We start from the raw sequence: 21,379 nt of genomic DNA, 5'->3' as shown, positions 1-21,379 counted from the left end.
CCGCATCAGGACCCGTGAATCAGGTACTGCAGCGTGTTCACCAGTGCTCGGTCCGAATCCTCGGACTTGCGGCCCGCGATTCCCGAGCGGAGAACTGCAGAACCTTCGAGCAGACTCACTATCGTCTGCGCCGTTGCTGTGCGCCCCGCGGTATCAAGATCTGGTTGCGTGCATGCGACAACCCGCTCCACGTGCGCGATGTACTGCGTGTAGAAGTCTCGGACCGCAACGGAGACTTCTTCGTCTGATGCGGACAGTGCCCACACCTCGACGTACAGCCGAACAGTGGCAGGGTCGTCGTGCTCGCCGAGCAGGACTCTGACGAACTGCTCGGATTCCTCGCGGGAGATTGTGTGCGGTACGTCGGTCATGTCGGCCAGTCGGTCGAGCGAACGGGTCAACGCGCGAGCCATGACTGCGCGGATCAGGTCGGCGCGAGTGGGGTAGTAGTGCTGCAGGTGCCCCACCCGGACACCGGCTGCAGCGGCAAAATCGCGCATGGCCGCATTTGCGTTGCCCTGCGTCGTCAGTACCTGTTCTGCGGCGTCGAGCAGTGCTGCCGCGCGAATGGAGCCCTTCGTCGGGGTCATGTGCGTAATACTGCCACGCCGAAATTCTCCAACTCGGAGGCGGTACGGCCAGGGTTCGGAACAGACTCGGGGAAAGCAACTCCCGGACGTGCGTCGTCGCTCAGGACGTGCCGCACGGCGAGAGCGCCACCCACCGCGGTGAGATGCGCCTGGCCTTGCGGATCGACAATTGTTGCGCTTGTAGCACCGTTGGCCCCGGTGACATCGACGCGTACCTGAGCGCTACCGCCGGTGCCGGGTGAATACAGCAAACCGCGTCGTAGCGGTGTGAAGCGTTTGCCGCGTCCCCACCGAAACAGGCCGGCCTTCTTGGCGGCAAGCATCGCGATGGTGGAAGCATTCGAGCTGAAACCGATTCGAGTACTTGCAGTGTCGACGTTCAGGGTTATCGGGAAAGTGAATTGCTCCGGAGTGTCGATCCTTCCGACCTTCGTGCGCGATCCCGGGAAATCCACCCAACGGGTATCCGTCAACGGGCTGACCGTGACCGGGTTCCCGTTCTGCATAACCTCGAAGTCCTGCCCGAGACGGTCCATGAACTCGACGGAGTCGAGTCCGGCAGTGTCGTTGACGTCGTAGCGAATCGAGACGTCGATCGTGTCGGCGCAGCCGAGTTCTTCGGCCAGCGCGGCGGCAACGATGTTGGTGACACCGCCCATCCAGCCTGACGACAGGTAAACCGGTGCGGTAGGCGATATCTGGCTTGTCAGAGTGGCTGCGCGGGCCACCCGCGTGGTCCAGCGGGTGATGTCCACGTAGGGAATTCCAGCCTGGACTGCAGCAGTCAACACGCGATCGTGTGGATCATTGACCATCGACACGACGGCACGTACCGAGGCGTCGAAAGGCGTCGGATCGGTGAGGTCCCAGCGGCGGACGGACACTCCGGGCAGACGGGCAAGGTCGGCGCTCTTCTCAGGGGTACGCCCAGTCAGGAGTAGCAAGAAGTCGGGCGCAAGTAGAGCGGTCAGCGCACTGCCGACGGTTCCGTATCCACCAGTTACGAGGATCGCTCCGTCAGGGTCGTGGCGCAGTGAGTCGGTCATGCTGTCAACTCTAGGTCAAATGACCTAAAACGTCGAACGGTCCCGGTGTCACTCCCGATGAGCCACGATGTTCACCACGTTGCCGTCCGGCGCCCGGACCAGGAACCGGCGCACACCCCACTCTTCGGTTGTCAGTGGATGCACGATCTCGTATCCGAGCTTCCGGGCTTCGTCGTACGCACCGTCGACGTCGTCGGTGTGGACGGAAATGATCGAGTCTTCCGGTGAGGTCGCATCACCCGTGACGAGTTGCACGTGCGCATCGGAGTCGGGAGACGCGAAGCGCGCCACCCACCCCAGGTTGAACTCCTCGGTGCTCAGACCGAGAAAGTCGGCGTAGAAACTCTTTGCCGTCGCCACGTCGGAGACTTTGAGGTTGGTCGTGATTCGTTGTGCGCGCATGGAGTTCTCCCGATCGTCGACGATGAGTTACTTCGATGATTGCGTGTGGGCTCGGATGTGTCGAGACACTGTGGTGATTGACCGCACGAAAATCGGGCAAGTGGGGGACAATCACCGTCAGGCGACAAGTCGAGGAGATGCAAATGTCCGAGGCCAAATCCGAGCACACCGATGTTGTAGTCGAACCCGAACCGTCGATGATGAAGCGGTACTACCCCGCTGCGGTGCCCGTGATCGTCGGTCTGATCATCTTCTTCCTGCCGGTGCCGGACGGGGTCGATCCCAAAGGCATGCAGATGCTCGGCATCTTTGTCGGCACGATCGTCGCGTTGATCCTGCAACCACTGCCGACCGGATCGGTTGCCCTGGTCGGCTTGTCGATCGCGATGATCACACAGACGGAGACCCCGTCGGAGGCGCTCGCAGGATTCAGTAATACCACGATCTGGCTGATTGTCGCGTCCTTCTTCATTGCCGAAGGCTTTCTGGTCACCGGACTGGGCAAACGGATCGCGTTGATGTTCGTCACGAAACTCGGAAAGTCCAGTCTGGGGCTGTCTTACGGGATGGCCCTGACCGACCTGATCCTCGCGCCGGCAACACCGTCGAATACCGCGCGAGCAGGCGGCGTGGTGTATCCGATCATCGTCTCGTTGAGCAAACTCGAGGATTCCAATCCCGAACCGGAGGAATCCCGAAAGAAACTCGGTGCGTATCTGCTCCTCACCTCGCTCCAGGTCAACGTGGTTACCTCGGCCATGTTCATCACCGCGATGGCCGGTAATCCGGTAGCCGTCGACGCGGCCGCCAAACTGGGAATCGAGATATCGTGGGGCAAATGGGCATTGGCGGCTTCGGTGCCGGGAATTGCCAGCTTGATTGCGATCCCGTGGGTGATGTCCAAGATTTTTCCGCCGACCATGCTGAAAACCCCTCAAGCTCCGGAGCAGGCGCGGGACGAGCTACGTAAGGCCGGTCCCGTGAGCCGTGACGAGAGGATCATGGGCGCGACGTTTATCTTGCTGCTTGTGCTCTGGTGCCTGGGTACACAACTCAACGTCAACGCCACCACCACGGCATTCGTCGGCATCGCGATTCTCCTGGTCACGAAGGTGCTCAGCTGGAACAACCTCGTGACGGACAAGGGTGCGTGGCAGACTCTGGTGTTCTTTGCCGTATTGGTCGGTATGGCAGGTCATCTCGAAGAGCTTGGCGTGATCTCGTGGATCGGCGAGCAGGTCTCGTCCAGCGTCGACGGGCTGCCCTGGATCTGGGCGTTCGCGATTCTGACGCTGGTCTACTTTTACGCGCACTACTTGTTTGCCTCCAATACTGCGCAGATCGTTGCGATGTACGCGGTGTTCCTCGGCGCAGCGGTCGCCACCGGCGCTCCACCGCTGTTCTCGGCCTTGGTGTTCGGATTCATCGGCAGCCTGTTCGGTGGAATCTCGCACTACGCGTCCGGTCCCGCCGGAGTTGTCTACGGCTCCGGGTACATCAAGACGTCCGAGTGGTTCCGGATCGGGTTTGTCATGAGTGTTGTGATCATCCTTATCTGGACGATCATCGGTGGCGCGTGGATGAAGCTTATCGGCGCCTGGTGATCAGTTGTCCTTGCGGCGCAGGCTGAACCGCATGGATTCCTTGTTGACGGCGGCGATTGCGGTCAACGGAATCTCGGCCGGGCATACCTTTGCGCATTCGCCGTAGGTGGAACATGGCCCGAAGTCGGCTTCCATCTGATCCGACATCGCGCGGGCGCGCTTGCCTCTTTCGTTGCGTCCCTGCGTCACCAACGACAGGTGGGTGAGTTTGGACCCCGTGAACAGGTGCGCCGCTCCGTTGGGGCAGGCGGCAACACAGGCGCCGCAGCCGATGCAGGCCGCAAAGTCCAGCGCAGCTTCGGCACTCTGGTGAGAGAGCGATTGGCTGTCGGCGTCAGGTGCCGTGCCGGCGTTGACGGAAACATAGCCACCGGCTTCGAGAACGCGATCCATGGCCGATCTGTCTACCACCAGATCCCGCACCACCGGAAATGCCGCAGAACGGAACGGCTCCAGAGTAATTCGATCACCGTCCGAGAAGCTACGGAGGTGCTGGCGACACGTCGGCGTATTGGCAACCGGCCCGTGTGGGGTGTTGTTGACGGTGATACCGCACGAACCGCAAATCCCCTCGCGGCAATCGGAATCGAACGCGATGGGGTTACTTCCCTCTTCGACGAGTTGGTCGTTGAGCCGATCGAGAAGTTCGAGTAGTGACATCTCGACGCTCGCGTCGTCGACCTGATAGGTATCGAAAGCGCCCGAAGATTCAGGACCGTTCTGGCGCCACACGTCCACAGTGATTTTCATGTGTAGTTCCTCGTCTGCAGCGGAACAGCGGTGAAGGACAACGGTTCGTCGTGACGGATGTGCCGACCGTCCTTGGCGGTTTCCCACGCAGAGACAAAGCACCAGCGATCATCGTCGCGTAGTGCTTCGCCGTCCGGTGTCTGGTGCTCGGCACGGAAATGCGCTCCGCATGATTCGTCCCGGTCGAGCGCGTCGACGCACATCAGCTCGGCGAGTTCGAGGAAATCGGCGACCCGCCCGGCCCGTTCGAGCTCTTGGTTGAACTGGTTTCCGGTTCCGACAACCCGCAGGTCCGACCAGAATTCACCGCGCAACTGCCGGATCTCCGTGATGGCCTTCGTCAATCCTTCTGCCGAACGGGTGACTCCGCAACCCGAGTAAAGGATCTCGCCGAGTTGGCGATGGAATCTGTCGGGGCCGTGCTTGCCGCCCACGGACAACAGTAGGTCGACGCGTCCCCGCACGTCATTGAGCGCCGACATCACCGCCTCGTCGTCAAGGCTGAGTTCGGGGGTGCCGAGCAGGGGCGCAAGATAATTCGGGATTGCATAGGGAAGGGTGAACCACCCGTCGACGCAGGCGGAGAGTAGGGAATTGGCTCCGAGTCTGTTTGCCCCGTGGTATCCCCAGCCGGCTTCACCGCCGACGAACAGGCCTGGGATCGACGTCATCTGGTCGTAGTCGTTCCACAGGCCACCCATGGTGAAATGTGCGCCCGGTGCAATACGCATCGGCACCGTGTATGGATCCTCACTGGTGGCATCGCGATACATCGAGAAGAGGTTTCCGTACCGTTCTTCGATCGTCTTGCGACCCAAACGTGCGAGAGCATCTCGAAAATCAAGGTACACACTGTTTTTCAGTGGACCAACGCCATGACCGGTATCGATCTGCTCTCGGGCGGCTCGCGAGGAAACATCGCGTGGTGAGAGATTGCCGAAGGCGGGGTACTTGCGTTCGAGGTAGTAGTCTCGCTCGCTTTCGGGGATGTCGCCGGGTTCGCGGGTATCTCCCGGTTGTGCGGGTACCCAGATGCGGCCGTCGTTGCGGAGTGACTCGCTCATCAGGATGGTCTTGGACTGCCACTCGGAATTGACGGGCAGCGCGGTAGGATGGAACTGAATGAAGGACGGAGACGCCATCAGGGCCCCGCGCCGGTGCGCCCGCCACGCGGCAGTGGCGTTGGAGTTCTTGGCAAGAGTCGATTTATGGAAGACCGTGCCGTAGCCACCCGAGGCGAGGACAACCGCATGTCCTGTGGTTGACCTGATTTCGCCGGTGACAAGGTCGCGCGTCACGATTCCCTGGGCGCGTCCGTCCGCGACAATGAGATCGAGCATCTCGGTCCGCGTATGCAGGTTCACAGTGCCGGCAGCGATCTGGCGTTGCAGAGCCTGCGACGACGCTATCTGCAACTGCTGGCCCGTCTGCCCACGCGTGTAGTACGTGCGCGAAACCTGGACGCCACCAAATGATCGGGTTGCCAATGTGCCACCGTATTCGCGTGCAAAGGGGGCGCCGATGGCATTCATGTGGTCGATCACTCGCACGGATTCCTCGGCCAGTCGGAAGCAGTCCGCCTCGCGTCCGCGGAAGTCGCCGCCCTTGACGGTGTCCTTGACGAATCGATCGAGGCTGTCGTTGTCGACCTTGCGGGCGCGGGCCGCGTTGATGCCGCCTTGCGCGGCGACGCTGTGTGCGCGCCTTGGTGCATCGTGGAACGTGAACGACTCGACATGGTAACCCAATTCGCCGAGCGAAGCGGCACAGGCAGCGCCGGCGAGTCCGGTACCGACGACGATGACGGTGAACTTGCGGCGATTGAGTGGGCTGACGAGTTTGTAGTCGAGTTTGCGGTTCGGCCAGGCCGTCGACGGATCTCCCGCCGGTACGTTGCCGTCAATCGGTGTGCCGATGGTTCGCAGGTCCCGGACGTCGAAGCTGCTCATCTGATCACGCTCCTGTTTTCGAGACGAGTCCGGTCAGCACGGCGATGGGAATTGACATGTTTCCCACCATGACAACAAGCGCGATGATTCCGGCGAGAGCGACCGAAACTTGACGGAACCGCTGACCGGTCACACCGAGATCGTTGACGGCGCTCCACAATCCGTGCGCCAGATGCATTGCGAGAAGCGCCATCGCGAGTATGTAGAAGGCAGCGACAACGGGGCGTTCGAAGCTGGCCACGAGATTGTCGTAGGCATAACTCTGCGATCGAGTTGCCGCTTCGTAGTCGGCGCTGCCGATCGGGCGCGTGCCGGTCGTGAGGTCGAGGATGTGAAAGACGATGAACAGCAGTAGAACTGCGCCGGTCGCCGGCATCGTCCGGGCGGTGAACGAGGAAATTCCCAACCCCTTGCGGCGGAAGGGGCCTCGGGCCCTGCGTGCACGAACGGTGAGAAGCCATGCGCACCACACGTGGGCAATCAGCGAGAGAAGTAGAACGGTGCGGAGAATCCAGAGCAATCCCTCGTAGGGTAGGAACGGTTCGAAGACGGTTCGGAGCCAGTGTGCATAGTCGTCGAAGTGTTCGGCGCCGGTGTATACCTTCAGATTGCCGATCATGTGGACAACCACGAACGCCGCAAAGATCAGCCCGGTCACTGCCATCAGAATCTTGCACGTGACGTTCGAGGGGCGTGGGCGTGACCGCGTGGAATCGGTACCGGCATGCGGTACGCGGGTCGGAGCACTCACTCGCAAAACCTCCCAAGCCAGACGTGCCGGATAGGTGCCGTCAGCCTAGGCGTGATTGCGCGATTGAGCAGGGGAACGCACTGTGACTTGTTGTTCGTACCGGTCAATGGTTATGTAACGGGCAATGTTACTCAGAAGTAAGAAAAGGTGTAGGCGATGGTGAACTCGACGTCACGACGCGGAGCAGTGCTCGCCGGCGCTGCATCTCTCCTGGCAGCAGCCCTGATCGCAGCAAGCTCGCCGGCCGGGGCGCAGGAGGCCGTCGACCTGTCCGACGTCTTCAACCCCCTGGTTGTGCGAGCCCTCCAGGGTGGTGAGATCTCGGGGGAGTTCACCCCGCTGGGGCTCTCGTCGGACGATCCGTGGTTCGACGAACCGGAGATCGGCGGCGACACCGCACCGGGAGTCCTTCTCAAGGCTCGCCCCGTGAGCGTGCAGGTCTACCAGGTGCGTCCGGACGCGGTCAGCGCGTACCAACTCATGTACACGACCACCGATCATTTCGGACGTCGGGTGATCAGCACCGGAATCCTGATGATTCCCGAGGACGGCACCGCCCCCGCTGATCGCAAGATCATCGGCTATGCCGAGGCGAACGACAGCCTCGGAGCCAACTGCGCACCCAGCCATCAGTGGACCGGTGGCAATCAGAGCGACCCGGCGATGTTCTCGGCGCTCGGACCGGTCGCGGAGATGTTCGGTCGCGGTTGGGCCGTCATGATGAGCGATGTCGGAAACGACGGAGACACGTCGCCGCACCCGTTCTCGGTCGGTCAGTTCTCCGGCAAGGCCACCCTCGACGGTGTTCGCGCGGCGCTGGCCCTCCCCGAAGCCGAACTGGCATCCGATACACCGGTTGGTATCTACGGAGTTGCCGGCGGCGGTGTCGCGGCGGGCTTTGCGGCAGAGCAGGCTCATACCTACGCACCGGAGCTGAATGTGACGGCCAGTGCGATTCAGGCGATGATGATCGACCCGGCGACGTTCGAGGCAACTGCCGCCGGCGGCATCGGTTCCGGTTTCGTCTTCTCGTCCGTCCTCGGTTTTGATGCCGGGTATCCGGAGATCAGACTCGACGAACACTTCACTCCAGTTGGCCGCGACGTCGCTGCGGCGTTTCGAACATCCTGCCAGGCGCTGTATTTGGGGCTTCCGTTTGTTCCGTTCGATGTTCTGTTGACCAATCCCGCGCCTCGAACCATTCCGGCGCTGGCGGCTGCCTACGAGGACAACACCTTGGGTAAGCAGACGCCGGAGTCGAAGTTGCTCATCTCGTCCTGTGAAGACGATTTTCTCGTGCCCTTCAGCGAGGCACAGAAACTGGCGGACACCTATCGCGCAGACGGCGGTGATGTCGATCTGATTCCTTCGCAGTGTGGACCCCTCGACTACGTCACCAACCTGTACAAGACGGTCACCGATCAACTCGGTATGCAAGACGTTGCCTGGTTGGCTACGGCGTTCGACGAAGCCGAGGTCAAGTAGATGTTCCGAAAGTCAGTGACACGCAGAGATTTTGCCCGCACAGTATTCGTGAGTTCGATTGCTCTTGGCGGTGCGATGGCGGTAGGGAGCACTGCTTCGGCGCGCGAAGTGGATCGGTACCTCGATCTTGTCGCTGTGAACGCCGATGCCGAAGCTGCCGGCGGGCTTCATCCGATATTGCCCTCCGATTCTGCGACGCTTCGTGTTCTTCTCGACGAGGCCAGGTCGGCAGGAGTGGATCCGCGGCGGTATCAGGTGTTGCTGAAGCAGTATTGGCTTGCAGTCGGAACGGAATCCGCGGGAATCGACCTCGCGTCCTGGACTCCGTTCGACGGTGTTCACGCAAATCTGGGCAACCTGACCAATACCTTTCAGTTCTACGAGCGACTTCAACTCGAACACAGTGAATTGCAGTGGGCTGGAATGGGAGGAATGGTTGGCCCGGCTTTTGCAGCGGGGCTCCTCGACGTGGATTTCGGGCGAGTTGTCCTGAACATCCAGGCGATCAGCGACGCTATGGGCGTGGTGTGGCGCGAACTCGATCGTGTCGGAACGCCCGTCGCGCAGTCGGTGGCTGCGCCCGAAGACCTCCAGGCGTTGCTGCAGGTAGGGCACGAAATTCGACCTGAGGATGTGATGTGGTTCCAGGGCAAGGTGATTGCGATGAGCAAGCACATTTTCTCGGACCTCATTCCCATGCACATGGCGTGGATTCACAACGGCATCGACGGGATAGATGAACTGGACCGTGCCGACCTGCTCGATGAAAATGCACGAATTGCTTGGGACGGCATTGCTTCCGGTATTCCAGAAGCGGTATTCGACGGAAACGTGCGACTGCTTCGACGTGAGCAGTACCAATCCGTCGGCGATCAATGGGACGAGGCAAAGAACTATCGAGGAAGCGTCGGTCGCGCGCTGACGTATTTGACCACGTTTGCCGCGTCGCCGTCGATGCCTGGCGTTGTTCCGCCGCGCGAGTCCGATTCGCTCGAGTTCCAGTTCGGCGCAGCAAGAGTCACGACTCCGTTGCCGGACTTCAACTGGGCGGATCGAGACGGACGCTGGACATACATCACCAACCAATTGCTTCCCGTCTATCGCGATCTCATGAACGATCAACCGGTCTTGTGGCGCGAGACGTTGGCCGCCCCGGTATCTCAACGGATCGCGGGCCAGGGCATGATCGCGCGGCTGCCGGATCTGCTGCGTTCGATGTTCGCGGCGGTCCGGATCGACTGGAACTGACGATCGATCCAGGACATTTCCTGGATAACAATCCCGCCAAAACGGTTAAATAAGACAAAATTCTCGTTACCGTGACCGGACATCCGACATTTCAGGGGGTCCAACTTGATGGTCACTGTGCGCAAAACGGTGGTGAAAGGAATTGTTGCAGCCTCGCTGGTTGCGGTAGCGGGAGTGGGATTGTCGCCGGCAACAGCCAGCGCTGATGTCACGCCCGTTACCTTGGTCAACGGCGTTCTGTCCACAGTCGGAGGGTGTCAAACCACCATTCGCGAATTGATCGTGTTCTGCACGGGCGCTGAGACGTTGACCAGGCGGTCGCCAATTCTCCTCGATCTGAATCCGGTCGGGACCAACATCGTCGTGCTCGGCGCTGGGCTTTTCGACGACGGCACCATGCGGGATATGTTGGTCGACCGTTTGCAGGCCGCGCTGTACCTTGCACAGAGGTATCCGGCCGCACCGATCATCACCAGTGGCGGTGCGCCCAAGTCGGGTGTCACCGAAGCCAGGGCAATGCGGGATTGGTTGGTGGCCAACGGTGTTCACCCCGGCCGCATCACCGAGGAAGGCCGATCCGGCTCGACCGTGCAGAATGCGCAGTTCACCTCCCAAATCTTGGCCGATCGCGGAGCGACCGGCGTTGTCGTGGTGTCGAGCGCCAACCATGTCGAGCGGGCGATGATCGACTTCCGGGTTGCTGTGGGAGGCAGAATGCTCGTTGCCGGCGTTATTGCTGCAACTTGACCAATTCCGCTTCGGCCAGCAGTTGCTCGTCGCCGCTCTGGGTGCGCAGGGCACGTTCCTTGATGAAGGCGACGGCAACAAGGCTGAGCAGGCCCAGAATGCCGGCAATCAGAAACAGTCGTGCAGTGGCGTCGCCGTACGAGATGCGGACTACGTCGGCAAGGGTCTCGGGCAGTTCATTGAGATTGGACAGTCCCACGCCACCTGTTGCGTCGATTCCGATTGCGCTCAGGCCGCGGACGGTCAGATGTGCCACGTGCGTCGACAGGACGGCACCAAGGATCGAGACCCCGGCTGCTCCGCCGAGTGAGCGGAAAAATGTGATGGTCGAACTGGCGGCTCCGAGATCGCTCGCGTCGACCGTATTCTGCACTGCGAGAACAAGATTTTGCATCACCATGCCCATGCCCGTGCCTGCGATGAACAGGAATACGCCGATCCGGACCACCGGGGTGGCGTGGTCGATGGTGGCGAGCAGGAAGAATCCGAGTGTCATCGTACTTGCGCCCGCGACGAGGAAGATCTTCCATCGACCGAACCTGGTGATGAGTGAGCCGGAGATGCTGGACGAGAGGGTGGATCCGATCACCATCGGAAGTGTCAGAAGCCCCGCGACAGTAGGTGAGTAACCGCGTGCTATCTGAAAGTACTGTCCGAGGAATACCGCGCCGCCGAAGATCGCAACGCCGACGGTAATGCTTGCGAACGTCGCGAGCGAGGTGGTGCGGTCACGGAAGAGCCGCAGGGGGATGATGGGTTCCGCCACTACGCTCTCGACCCAGACTGCCAGGGCGAGAAGCACGATTCCGAGGCCGCAGAGTAAGAACGACAGTCCGGAGGCCCACTCGAAGTTCTTGCCCGCCAAAGTCACCCAGATGAGGAGTGTGCTTACGCCGCCCGCGATCAGCGTCGCGCCGGCATAGTCGATCTTGACCTTTCTGCGGACGACGGGAAGATTGAGCGTGCGCTGCACGACTGTCAGTGCGATGACAGCCAGCGGGACGCAGACGAAGAAAGTCCAGCGCCAGCCCAGCCAACTGGTGTCCACGATGACACCGCCGATGAGTGGACCGGCGATGGTGGCAATCGACATGACGGCTGCGATTGGGCCCTGGTATCGGCCACGTTCACGAGGGCTGAACATGGCTGCGATCACGATGATGACAAGTGCTTGCAAGCCCCCGAGTCCCAGACCTTGGACTACTCGAAAGGCAATCAATACGCCGACGGATTGAGAGAGTCCTGCGAGGATGGATCCGAGGGTGAAGATCAGGATCGAGAGCTGAACCAGCAGTTTCTTGCTCACCAGATCCGAAAACTTTCCCCAGATCGGTGTTGTCGCGGTGGAAGCCAGAAGTGTCGCGGTCACGACCCATGTGTATTGATCTTGGGTTCCGTGTAGTTCGGTGATGATGGTCGGCAGGGCATTCGAGACGATGGTCGAGGACAGGAATGCGACAAACATTCCGAGGAGAAGCCCGACAAGCGCTTCGATCTTCTGCCTGTGTGTCATCGGAGCAGTGGGGGCCTCCTGCAGACGGATCGACCCGACATCTTCATGCGTGACCACGGCGACCCCACTTAGTTAGTTGACACATGCAACATTAGGCTAAGTTGGTTGTAGAACGCAACGGTTTTGCTAGTTTTCCATGCTGCCCAGTCGGTGCAGAAGCGAAGTCAACGCGATGACATCCTCGGGATCCCACGTCGCCAGTCGTGCGCGCCACTCGTCGGTCTGGCGATTCTGGACAGTGGTCACACGTTCGCGGGCCTCGGGTGTCAGGGCAACCAACTTTGCCCGGGCGTCATCTGGATCGGGGATCCTTTGCACCAGTCCCAGGCGCTCGGCAGAATCGATTTGTCTGGTCAGGGTCGACTTCTCGATGTCAAGTGCCGCGATGAGGTCCGACATCCGAACCGCATTCGAACGGTTCAGGAGAACGAGGACGGAGTAGAGCGCCGGATCGAGTTTGGGGTGGATCGCGCGAGCGTATTTACGTGCGCGCGCACGCCCGCGCTGCCACATATCGGCGAGTTCTGCCTGCAAACCCGAGATGGGATCTGAAACCACTGTTGCTACCCCTTAGGTGCGTCGACTTCCGGTATTCATCCAACCAGAAGGACCGTGGGATGCGAGTTCCGGATTAATCGTCACCCGATGGCAATTCATTCACGGCGCTGTCCGGTGGACTACGGAGTTGGCAAGCAGGTCGTACCGGTTTGATGCGGCGACCACGTTATTGTCTGATTCAGGACCGTGTGTAGCTGAATAGTTGCTTGACCAGGCGATACTTTGAGTCGTATCGCTGCTCGGAACAAGTTGGTCGGACCGTCCGTTATGGTTATGCTGCACGCTATGGCCGAATCTTTCGGGAAATCAGGAAAGTGCGTGCCACGCTGGGGGATGCGAGAGATTTGCCGTCGAAAGATCGAGGCTCCATCGTGAGGGCCTTGATCGACCTGACTGTGCTGTGGTGGCGTCTGCCCGATCAGTATCAGAGTTTCATGCGTTATCTCGAAGACCGCGGCCTGGTGTCGGCCTGCCGGATTCTCGTCGGCGGAACCGCGTTCGGGATGGGGTTGATCCTTGCCCTCATGCGGTGGAGTCCTGCGGGGCCGCAAGGTTCGTTCTGGCGATCTGTCAACCTGTTTGTGGTGGCAGCCTGCCTCGCGGCCGCCCTCATGTGGTGGCTGATTCCGCCGACCAGGCTGTGGTCTTACACCTTTGTTGTCGGCTCCGATGTTGCCATCGCGTTGGCGTCGTTCTCTGACGTCGATCCGCTGGCTCGGTTGTTGTGCTGTGTGGTTTTTGCATCGATCGGTGGTTACATCGCGTTCTTCCACAACCCCGCGTTGCAACTCGGGCACCTGGTGTTTGCCACAGTGGTTACGGTTGTGGCCGGCTGGTCTCTACTGTTCGGAGACAACACGGATCCAGGTTTGGGAATAGCCAAGATCGGTGTCACTCTCGCGACGATCTGTGTGATTCCCGTCGTCTCACAGATCATGCTGGCGATGCTCGGTTCCGATGCGTCGACATCCGAATTCGATCCGCTGACGGGGCTTCTCAATCGACGAGGACTTTCACGTCGGGCGACGGACATCATCGGCGATCAGATAGACGAATACAATGCGCTTCTGGTTGTGGTGATCGATCTCGACCGATTCAAGGAGATCAACGATCTGCACGGACACGATATCGGTGACAACACAATTGTCAGAACAGGTTTGCGTATCAGGCTTTGGACGTCGCAATCGGCTTTGATCGCCCGCGTCGGGGGTGACGAATTTGTCGTGCTCGAGCGGGCGCCCTTCAATTCGGTCGCAAAACTGTCGACGCGGATCGCCGCATCGATGAGCGGTGACAATGACGTACCGGCAATCAGTTCGAGTATCGGAATCGCTATTCGCACGGCGCCGCGAGAAGTGGACGAAACTGTGGACGACATCATTTCCGCGCTGTTCAGGGTGGCCGATTCTGCGATGTACCAAGCAAAACGCGAGGGCGGCAATCAGGTCCGTGCCAGCGTCGTGTGACGACTTCTTCAGTCGCTGAACGACAACCCTCGTTCAGCGAGCGCCTCACCCAGAATTCGAAGAGCTTTGGGGCCCATTCCGTGGAACTTCGCCAATTCCGATTCGGATACCGATGAGAGTTGCGACAACTCGGTGTAACCGGCGGCAAGAAGAGCACGCGTTGCCGGCGCACCGATTTTCGGGAAACCGTCGCCGGGCTGTGCTGAATGAGATTCGGTCACGGTTGATCTCCTCGAGACGACGGGAAGGCTCGCGCTGCGATCGCGACACCGGTACAGGCTACGACGGCAAATGTGATCAGGAGTAATTGCGCGGAACGCAGCGTCGAGGGTGCGCCGAGATTCACCAGCACTCCGGCGAGGGCAGCGCCGAACGCGTTGGCGATCAATTGGACGGTATTGATCGCCGCGGCGGCTTTTGCTCCTTCACCCGGTTCCGAAACCGAGTTCATTGCACCGACAGCCAGATGTGGCCAGGCGATGCCGACACCCGCCCCGGCAATGACCAGTCCGACAATCCACACCGTGATTGCTCCGGCGCCGGCCTGATCGCTGAGGAACGTGGCCGTCAACGCAAGTCCGAATGCGACCAGAACAGGTCCACCGACAACGATTGTGCGGACGGCACGAGGTGACGTCGCCGAGGCACTCGGAATTTCGCCGAGGGTCCAGCCCAGGGCGAGGGCGGCGCCGAGAAAACCGGCGGCCAAGGGTGTCATGCCGGCAAGGCGCTGACCGAACAGGGGAATGAACGTTTCCACCGTCGACGTCAAGGCCAAGGCGACGATGGTCAGATACACCCATTTGAGGGAAGACGTGGAAAACGTCGACGGTGGGAGCACCCCATGGCCCGCGCGACGGTCTGCTGCGACAAAAGCAACCAGTAGGAGCACGGCCCCAAGAACCAGTGCGGCGGTCACCCCGAGGTTGGACAGAATTCCCGCGACGCTCACCAACAGCGCTGCTGCGGTCAGCAGGGCCAGCGAGAGTACCGGAACTGGACTGCTGACGGTGCTGCCCGGGGTGTGTGCCGGCAGCGCTCTGGGGACGAGCGCGGCAACTGCGATTGTTGTGACCACCAAGGCTCCGAACGCCCAGCGCCAAGCGCCGAATTGGGCGAAGACTCCACCGATGGCCGGCCCGGCGAACGTACCGACACCCCACATCGCCGATACGAGTGCTGCTGCGCGCGTCCACAACTGCTTGGGTAGCGCGGCATTGATCACGGCATAACCGAGACCGGCAAGTAGTCCGCCGCCGGCGCCTTGAACTGCACGCCCGACAAGAAGTATTTCCATCGACGGACTGAGTGCGCAGACGATCGTGCCGATCGCGAAGATCGCAAGCGCAATCAGGTACGCACCCTTCGGCCCTCTCGTGCCGAGGATTCGGGTGACCAGCATCGAGGAGATGACAGAGGCAATGAGGAAAATCGTTGCAGTCCAGGCGTAGTACTGTTGCCCGCCGATGTCGTCGATTGCCGTCGGAAGCAAGCTGGTCGTGAGATAGACGTTCGTGGCATACAACGCCACGCCGCCCGCCAGGACGGTTGCGGTCCCGAGATGCCGACCACTCAGTAATTGGTGCCATGTGCCGACGGAGACATCAGTAGGGGAATGCATGTCGATGAAGGTAGAGTCTCAAGTGCGCTTGAGGTCAACTTCGGGCGTCGACGGGAGGCGAGGATGATTCGCAAGAGCGACGAACTTCTCTCCATCGGAGAGGTGTCGGCCCGCACAGGTGTTGCGGTGTCGGCCGTGCGGTACTACGAAACACTCGGCCTGGTTCCCGCCGTGCGCACTACCGGCAACATGCGAAAGTTTCCGCGGCACGCTATTCGGCGAGTGACGTTGATCCAGTTGGCCGTCCGCTTCGGCATTCCGTTGTCGGAGGTCGGGGAGGTGTTTGCTTCCCTGCCCGAAGGCCGCACTCCGAACAAGAGGGACTGGGCCAAGATCTCGACAGCCTGGAACGAGCGACTCGAGGATCGTAAGCAGGCGATCGCGCGACTCCAACAGGAGTTGACCGGGTGCATCGGGTGCGGGTGCTTGTCGCTGCAGACGTGCAACCTGCTCAATCCCGCAGATGAACTCGGTCTCGGCGGGCAGGGCGCTCGCCGGATCTGAGCAAACCGTCAGATCAGTTGGCGAGGGCGGGAACGGGCATTCCAACGTCCGTTACGTCGTTCGATCTCGATCGGATGTGAGAAGCAGTCACTGATGTTTTCCGTCGTGATCACATCGTCGGCGCGTCCGGTTGCCGTGACAACGCCGTCCTTTATCAGTAACGCATGTGTTGTCGTGGTCGGAATTTCTTCGATGTGATGGGTGACAAGAATGCTTGCCAGGGACGGGTTCTGGTTGCGCAGATCATCCAGAGCCGTCAGCAACTGCTCGCGGGCCGCCAGGTCGAGACCGGTGGCGGGCTCGTCGAGGAGAAGCAATCTGGGCTCGACCATGAGTGCCCGGGCGATCAGTGCGCGTCCGCGCTCTCCCTGAGACAGATTCGGCCACAGTGCATTCGAGCGTGGGCTCATGCCGAGCAGGTCGATCAAGGCGTCGGCGTGTGCTTCCTGTTCCGGAGTGGGCGACCAGCGCGGCATCAGCTCGGTGGTGTTGGTGAGTCCGGTGATCACAACGTTCCGGACGGTGATAGGAATGCCGATCGTGTGGCGCGGATTGACATGCCCGATGTCCATCCGCAACTCGCGCATGTCGACGCGACCCAACTTGTGACCGAGAACGAAGACCGAGCCGCGAGTGGGATGCGCGGTTGCCCCGAGCAGGCTCAGTAGAGTGCTCTTCCCCGCACCGTTTGCCCCCAGCAGCACCCAATGTTGACCGGGATCGATCGAAATGTTGATGTCCCGCAACAAGTACCGGCCGTCGCGGACCAGATCGACATGTTCGGTCGACAGTACAGTGCCATTGGGGTGTTGCACGGGTAAAGCCTCTCTATGAATCGAGTATGCGCAGCTGGCGGAGGACGGTGTCGATGTTTTCCCGTGTTGCAGCTACTGCGGCGTCGGGATCCGAGTCCTGTAGCGCTTCGAGCAATCTGTCGTGGGCCTGTGAAGTATCGGGAACTCCCTCTTCGACGTCGACCATTTCGATGAGGGTTTCGCGGAGAAGTGGACGCACCGATTCGAACAGTGACAGCAGGACTGCATTACCCGAGAGTCGAACGACTTCTGTATGAAAATCGAGATCAACGTCGACAAACTGCTCGACGTCACCTTCGAAGTGGCTGTGGCGGAGTGTAAGTCGGCGTCGAAGCCGCTCGAGATCTTCCGGTTGCGCGCGCTCCGCCGCAAGTCTGGCGGCCTCGACTTCCAACGCCCGGCGTACCTCGAAGACCTCGAGCATCCGTGAGCGCCGGAGTAGTCGGGTGAACTCGTCCGCGTGTTCCAAATCTGCGGCCGCGACGACAAACGTCCCGACCCCGTGCCGAACCTCCAGCAACCCGGCGTGAGCCAGCAGTCGGATTGCTTCGCGGATGGAGGAACGCCCGACTCCCAGTTCTATGGCGAGTGCGGCTTCGCTCGGAATCCGCCGTGTCGGCAGCCACTCCGATTGGCGGATCTTCGATCGGAAGATCTGTTCGATCTGCGGCACGAGGGGACCGCTGCGGAGTACGAAACCACCATGGTCGTCGGACATTCGCTACCTCTCGAATCGAATGCGCCTAGCGTAACAAGTCGTCAGACGTCTGAGGACTAACCCCCGAAGCGTGTTGGACGGATGCTCAGTTGCGGGTGATGCCGAGCAGTAATGCGATCAAATCGAGAGCAGTCTCGATCTCTGCCTTCTCGCGCCCTAGCAGGGGTGCGTAAAGGTGGATATCGCAGATACGGACAAGCGCTTGGCCCAGCACGTGCGGCGACAACCGCAGGGTCAACTGGCCGGCATCGACCTGTGACTGCAGGATTTCGGCGGCGATGGACGCGGAGATGGACTCGATGGGACCGGGCATCAGTGCGAGCTTGATGAACACCATCGGTTCCCGTTTGGTGAGCGCGCGTAATTCGGTCGACGACTCTACCGAGCGCATGACTCGGCCGAATACGTCGAGGACGTATTCGGGGCCTTGTCCTGATGCCTGTGACATCGCTTTGCGGTATGTCCGCTCGGTCGCTTCCGCAAGTACCGTCCCCAGCAGTTCGTCGCGATTTCCGACCCATCGGTAGAGCGTCGCGCGGCCCACGCCGAGTCGCTCGGCAAGTAGCGACATGTCGAGCGGTTCCTCGGCGAGGTACATGCTCGCGGCGGTGTCGATGGCGCGTCGGCGGTCGAGGTCGGATGGCATGTAGGCATTCTCTCCGGTAGACCGATGTCGCGGTCTTCGGGTCTGTGTGTCTGTCCCTTGACGAACATACCTAGGTGAGACACACTAGCTCATTGTCTCACCTAGGTGATGCCCATCACAGTTAGGGGATTTGTCGATGAGTTCAGTACAGACCGTTCGCGGGCCGGTGGACACAGCCGATCTGGGAAAGGTGTTGATGCACGAGCATGTCTTCGTTCTGGGGGAGGAGATGCGTCAGAACTATCCCGACTACCCGGAGCCGTGGGACGAGGAGGCTCGTGTAGTCGATGCGGTGACCAAGTTGTCAGAGCTGGCATCTCGGGGAATCAGCACGATCGTCGATCCCACCGTGATCGGACTCGGTCGATACATTCCGCGCATCGCGCGAATCAACGAGCAGGTCGACCTCAACATCATCGTTGCCACCGGCATCTACACGTACAACGACATTCCGTTCCAATTCCATTACACAGGACCAGGTTTGCTGTTCGACGGCCCGGAGCCGATGGTCGAACTGTTCGTCAAGGACATCAGGGAAGGCATTGCCGGAACCGGTGTCCGAGCTTCCTTCCTGAAGTGCGCCATCGAAGAACCGGGCCTTACCCCCGGTGTCGAACGGGTAATGCGCGCGGTCGGACAGTCGCAGGTCGAAACCGGTGTACCGATTACGGTTCACACGAACCCACACACTGAATCCGGGCTCGTTGCGCAGAAAGTTCTGGCAGAAGAGGGCGCAGATCTGACCAAGGTGGTCATCGGTCACTCCGGTGACACCACCGATCTCGACTACCTGTGTGCGCTGGCCGATGCCGGTTCGCTACTCGGAATGGACCGTTTCGGACTCGATCCGTTCCTGTCGTTCGAGGATCGCGTCAGCACTGTGGTGGAGATGGCCCGTCGCGGTTACGCAGAGAAGATGGTTCTGGCACATGACGCGTCGTGTTTCATCGACTACTTCCCCAGCGCGGCACGCGAGGTGGCACTCCCGAACTGGAACTACACCCACATCAGCGATGACGTCATTCCGGCGCTGCTCGAACGTGGTGTCACCGAAGACCAGGTCAAGGCGATGCTGGTGGACAATCCTCGCCGTTACTTCGAGAGCTGAGGTTATGGCCAACGTGTACGAGGGTCGTCCCTGGCTCGCCAATTACGACGCGGACACACCGCCTACCGTCGATACCGAATACCCCAATGCACTCGAAATGTTCCGTGCCTCGCTGTCTCGCGACGCTGCTGCACCCGCAATCCGGTACTTCGATGCGACTCTCACGTACGCCGAACTCGATACGACGTCGGACGCTTTGGCAGTGGCTCTGGCCGGTGACCGTATCGGCTTCGGCGATCGGGTGGCATTTGTCCTGCAGAATGTTCCGCAGTTCTTTGTCGCGACGCTGGCTGTCTGGAAGCTGGGAGCCGTTGTGGTTCCGGTCAACCCGATGTACCGCGACCGCGAATTGGCAACCGTCCTGCTCGACAGCGGCGCGGTTTTGGTGATCTGCCTCGAGTCCTCTGCCGAGACGGTAGCGACGGCGTCTGCCGGTACGGATGTTCGACGCGTCATCACCACGTCGGAACTGGATCTTCAGTTGCGCGACGACCAACGGATCTTCGGTTCGGCATCCAGGATTCGCCACGATGGATTTCCGGACCTGCTGGAATTGATCGAGGCTCATCGAGGGCAGCAGCCCGGACCGGTCGATCTGGGACCGGAAGACCTTGCCTACCTTCCCTATACGTCGGGGACTACCGGCCCGCCGAAGGGTTCGATGAACACGCATGCGAATGTCGTGTTCGCGGCGCAGATCTATCGGGACTGGTTGGGGCTGCGACCCGGCGGCGCGATGTTCGCGGTGGCGCCGCTGTTTCACATCACCGGATTGATCGGGCACGTCGCAGCTCCTCTCCTCGCCGGTGCGCCCACGATTCTGACGTGTCGATTCCATCCTATCGTTGCAGCGGAGTCTATTTCGGAGCATCGGGCAACGGCGATCATCGGTGCGATCACCGTGTTCATCGCGTGGACGGACAGCGCCGCAGTCTCGAAGGAATCGCTGAGCAGTCTCGAGTCGGTGTATTCGGGTGGCGCGCCCATTCCGCACGCGGCGTTGGAAGCGTTCCGGGCGAAGTTCGGTCACTACATTCACAACGGCTACGGGCTGACCGAAACGAACAGCCCGGCAATCGTCGTACCGAATTCTCGTGAAGCGCCGGTAGATCCGGCGTCGGGAGCGGTGGCTGTCGGTGTGCCGGTATCGAATACGTACGCCGAGATAGTGGACGAGGTCGACAAGCCGGTACAGATCGGGGAGTACGGCGAGATCGTGGTCTCCGGCCCACAGGTGGCATTTGGCTATTGGAACAAGCCGGATGAAACCGCCCATGCAATGCCAGGCGGTCGTTTTCACACCGGCGACATCGGATTCATCGACGGTGACGGTTGGTTCTACGTCGTAGATCGGATGAAAGATCAGATCAATGCCTCGGGCTTCAAAGTGTGGCCACGCGAAGTGGAAGATGTTCTCTACGAACACCCTGCCGTGCGGGAGGCTGCCGTCGTCGGTGTCATGGATCCGTATCGCGGCGAAACAGTGAAGGCGTTCGTGTCCTTCAAGGACGGGTCCGAGGCGAGCGCCGAGGATCTGGTCGAGTTCTGCAAGGAAAGGCTGGCGGCATACAAGTATCCGCGCATCGTCGAGATCATGGATGATCTGCCGAAAACGGTGAGCGGCAAGATTCTTCGTCGTGAACTGCGGGTGCCGAACTAGGTCTACCTGACAAACGAATTGCCGGCCGCCGACAGGGCGAGCCGGCCGTTCGTCGTGGCGACTGCCGAGCGTCGATAGCGGATTAAGCCCTTTATGCGGCAATGCATTTCAGTGATTGACATCACTATTTTCGTATCGCAGACTGAACGCACCGCCGCAGAGTTGAAGTTGGTGTCAGTTTCTACTTCTAGCTCCGGT

At 60.5% G+C, this 21,379-nt stretch carries 21 protein-coding genes; 8 read left to right on the top strand and 13 right to left on the bottom strand.

Annotation, left to right across the window (positions count from 1 at the left end; genetic code table 11):
- Positions 1–5: 5 nt before the first annotated feature.
- From ACFRFQ_RS06575 to ACFRFQ_RS06565, 3 genes are read right to left on the bottom strand one after another with little or no spacing between them, the layout of a single operon-like run.
- On the bottom strand, positions 6–590 hold the full coding sequence (locus ACFRFQ_RS06575; protein WP_378654620.1) for a TetR family transcriptional regulator: 585 nt from the start codon (positions 588–590) through the stop codon (positions 6–8).
- Complete coding sequence (locus ACFRFQ_RS06570) at positions 587–1,636, bottom strand: saccharopine dehydrogenase family protein (protein ID WP_378654617.1); 1,050 nt, start codon at positions 1,634–1,636, stop codon at positions 587–589. The genes ACFRFQ_RS06575 and ACFRFQ_RS06570 overlap by 4 nt, the downstream gene beginning before the upstream one ends.
- Positions 1,637–1,684: 48 nt before the next feature.
- Positions 1,685–2,038 (bottom strand): VOC family protein, encoded by a 354-nt coding sequence (locus ACFRFQ_RS06565; protein WP_378654614.1) that lies wholly within the window; start codon positions 2,036–2,038, stop codon positions 1,685–1,687.
- Positions 2,039–2,181: 143 nt separating this feature from the next.
- On the opposite strand from ACFRFQ_RS06565, the gene ACFRFQ_RS06560 reads away from it, so the two are divergent.
- A complete protein-coding gene (locus ACFRFQ_RS06560) occupies positions 2,182–3,642 on the top strand; it encodes an anion permease (protein ID WP_378654611.1) in 1,461 nt (486 codons plus the stop codon).
- Here the strand turns inward: ACFRFQ_RS06560 and ACFRFQ_RS06555 are convergent, their stop codons facing one another.
- The 3 genes from ACFRFQ_RS06555 to ACFRFQ_RS06545 are packed head-to-tail and all read right to left on the bottom strand — an operon-like array spanning position 3,643 to position 7,092.
- Positions 3,643–4,392, bottom strand: a complete 750-nt coding sequence (locus ACFRFQ_RS06555) for a succinate dehydrogenase/fumarate reductase iron-sulfur subunit (protein ID WP_378654608.1) — start codon at positions 4,390–4,392, stop codon at positions 3,643–3,645.
- Positions 4,389–6,341, bottom strand: a complete 1,953-nt coding sequence (locus ACFRFQ_RS06550) for a fumarate reductase/succinate dehydrogenase flavoprotein subunit (RefSeq protein WP_378654605.1) — start codon at positions 6,339–6,341, stop codon at positions 4,389–4,391. The genes ACFRFQ_RS06555 and ACFRFQ_RS06550 overlap by 4 nt, the downstream gene beginning before the upstream one ends.
- Positions 6,342–6,345: 4 nt before the next feature.
- A complete protein-coding gene (locus ACFRFQ_RS06545; RefSeq protein ID WP_378654602.1) occupies positions 6,346–7,092 on the bottom strand; it encodes a succinate dehydrogenase cytochrome b subunit in 747 nt (248 codons plus the stop codon).
- Positions 7,093–7,248: 156 nt separating this feature from the next.
- Between ACFRFQ_RS06545 and ACFRFQ_RS06540 the strand changes: the two genes are divergently transcribed.
- From ACFRFQ_RS06540 to ACFRFQ_RS06530, 3 genes are all read left to right on the top strand, one after another.
- A complete protein-coding gene (locus tag ACFRFQ_RS06540) occupies positions 7,249–8,577 on the top strand; it encodes a lipase family protein (protein WP_378654599.1) in 1,329 nt (442 codons plus the stop codon).
- Between the two features lie 48 nt (positions 8,578–8,625).
- Complete coding sequence (locus ACFRFQ_RS06535; protein ID WP_378654596.1) at positions 8,626–9,825, top strand: Tat pathway signal protein; 1,200 nt, start codon at positions 8,626–8,628, stop codon at positions 9,823–9,825.
- Positions 9,826–9,933: 108 nt separating this feature from the next.
- Complete coding sequence (locus ACFRFQ_RS06530; RefSeq protein ID WP_378654593.1) at positions 9,934–10,572, top strand: YdcF family protein; 639 nt, start codon at positions 9,934–9,936, stop codon at positions 10,570–10,572.
- Here ACFRFQ_RS06530 and ACFRFQ_RS06525 read toward each other — a convergent pair.
- Positions 10,556–12,085, bottom strand: a complete 1,530-nt coding sequence (locus ACFRFQ_RS06525) for an MFS transporter (protein WP_378654590.1) — start codon at positions 12,083–12,085, stop codon at positions 10,556–10,558. The two genes, ACFRFQ_RS06530 and ACFRFQ_RS06525, sit on opposite strands and share 17 nt — an antisense overlap.
- Positions 12,086–12,211: 126 nt before the next feature.
- Positions 12,212–12,643 carry a MarR family winged helix-turn-helix transcriptional regulator gene (locus ACFRFQ_RS06520; RefSeq protein ID WP_138870822.1) on the bottom strand — a complete coding sequence of 144 codons (432 nt, stop codon included), beginning with the start codon at positions 12,641–12,643 and terminating at the stop codon, positions 12,212–12,214.
- Between the two features lie 371 nt (positions 12,644–13,014).
- Here ACFRFQ_RS06520 and ACFRFQ_RS06515 point away from each other — a divergent pair, with 371 nt between their 5' ends.
- Positions 13,015–14,109 carry a GGDEF domain-containing protein gene (locus tag ACFRFQ_RS06515; RefSeq protein WP_378654586.1) on the top strand — a complete coding sequence of 365 codons (1,095 nt, stop codon included), beginning with the start codon at positions 13,015–13,017 and terminating at the stop codon, positions 14,107–14,109.
- A gap of 8 nt (positions 14,110–14,117) precedes the next feature.
- On the opposite strand, the gene ACFRFQ_RS06510 is transcribed toward ACFRFQ_RS06515, so the two are convergent.
- The gene (locus tag ACFRFQ_RS06510; RefSeq protein WP_378654583.1) at positions 14,118–14,330 is read right to left on the bottom strand and encodes a DNA-binding protein; all 213 of its coding nucleotides are present in this window, start codon (positions 14,328–14,330) and stop codon (positions 14,118–14,120) included.
- Positions 14,327–15,730 (bottom strand): MFS transporter, encoded by a 1,404-nt coding sequence (locus ACFRFQ_RS06505; protein ID WP_378654580.1) that lies wholly within the window; start codon positions 15,728–15,730, stop codon positions 14,327–14,329. Before ACFRFQ_RS06505 ends, ACFRFQ_RS06510 begins: the two co-directional genes overlap by 4 nt.
- 63 nt (positions 15,731–15,793) lie before the next feature.
- On the opposite strand from ACFRFQ_RS06505, the gene soxR reads away from it, so the two are divergent.
- Positions 15,794–16,234 carry a redox-sensitive transcriptional activator SoxR gene (gene soxR, locus ACFRFQ_RS06500; RefSeq protein ID WP_378654577.1) on the top strand — a complete coding sequence of 147 codons (441 nt, stop codon included), beginning with the start codon at positions 15,794–15,796 and terminating at the stop codon, positions 16,232–16,234.
- 8 nt (positions 16,235–16,242) lie between these two features.
- Here the strand turns inward: soxR and ACFRFQ_RS06495 are convergent, their stop codons facing one another.
- The 3 genes from ACFRFQ_RS06495 to ACFRFQ_RS06485 all read right to left on the bottom strand — a co-directional run bounded on the left by ACFRFQ_RS06495 (position 16,243) and on the right by ACFRFQ_RS06485 (position 18,413).
- On the bottom strand, positions 16,243–17,049 hold the full coding sequence (locus ACFRFQ_RS06495; protein WP_378654574.1) for an ABC transporter ATP-binding protein: 807 nt from the start codon (positions 17,047–17,049) through the stop codon (positions 16,243–16,245).
- Positions 17,050–17,062: 13 nt separating this feature from the next.
- Complete coding sequence (locus ACFRFQ_RS06490) at positions 17,063–17,767, bottom strand: FadR/GntR family transcriptional regulator (RefSeq protein WP_378654571.1); 705 nt, start codon at positions 17,765–17,767, stop codon at positions 17,063–17,065.
- A gap of 85 nt (positions 17,768–17,852) precedes the next feature.
- On the bottom strand, positions 17,853–18,413 hold the full coding sequence (locus ACFRFQ_RS06485; RefSeq protein ID WP_378654569.1) for a QsdR family transcriptional regulator: 561 nt from the start codon (positions 18,411–18,413) through the stop codon (positions 17,853–17,855).
- Positions 18,414–18,549: 136 nt separating this feature from the next.
- Between ACFRFQ_RS06485 and ACFRFQ_RS06480 the strand changes: the two genes are divergently transcribed.
- Together ACFRFQ_RS06480 and ACFRFQ_RS06475 are read left to right on the top strand one after the other, a co-directional pair.
- On the top strand, positions 18,550–19,521 hold the full coding sequence (locus ACFRFQ_RS06480; protein ID WP_378654567.1) for a phosphotriesterase: 972 nt from the start codon (positions 18,550–18,552) through the stop codon (positions 19,519–19,521).
- A gap of 4 nt (positions 19,522–19,525) precedes the next feature.
- Positions 19,526–21,181, top strand: coding sequence for an AMP-binding protein (locus tag ACFRFQ_RS06475; RefSeq protein WP_378654564.1), 1,656 nt, complete (start codon positions 19,526–19,528; stop codon positions 21,179–21,181).
- Positions 21,182–21,379 lie beyond the last annotated feature (198 nt).

This window comes from Rhodococcus sp. NPDC056743 (genome assembly GCF_042790355.1).
Classification (GTDB): domain Bacteria; phylum Actinomycetota; class Actinomycetes; order Mycobacteriales; family Mycobacteriaceae; genus Rhodococcus_F.
The sequence above is the reverse complement of the archived record's forward strand: the minus strand, read 5'-3'. Positions and strand labels throughout refer to the sequence as shown.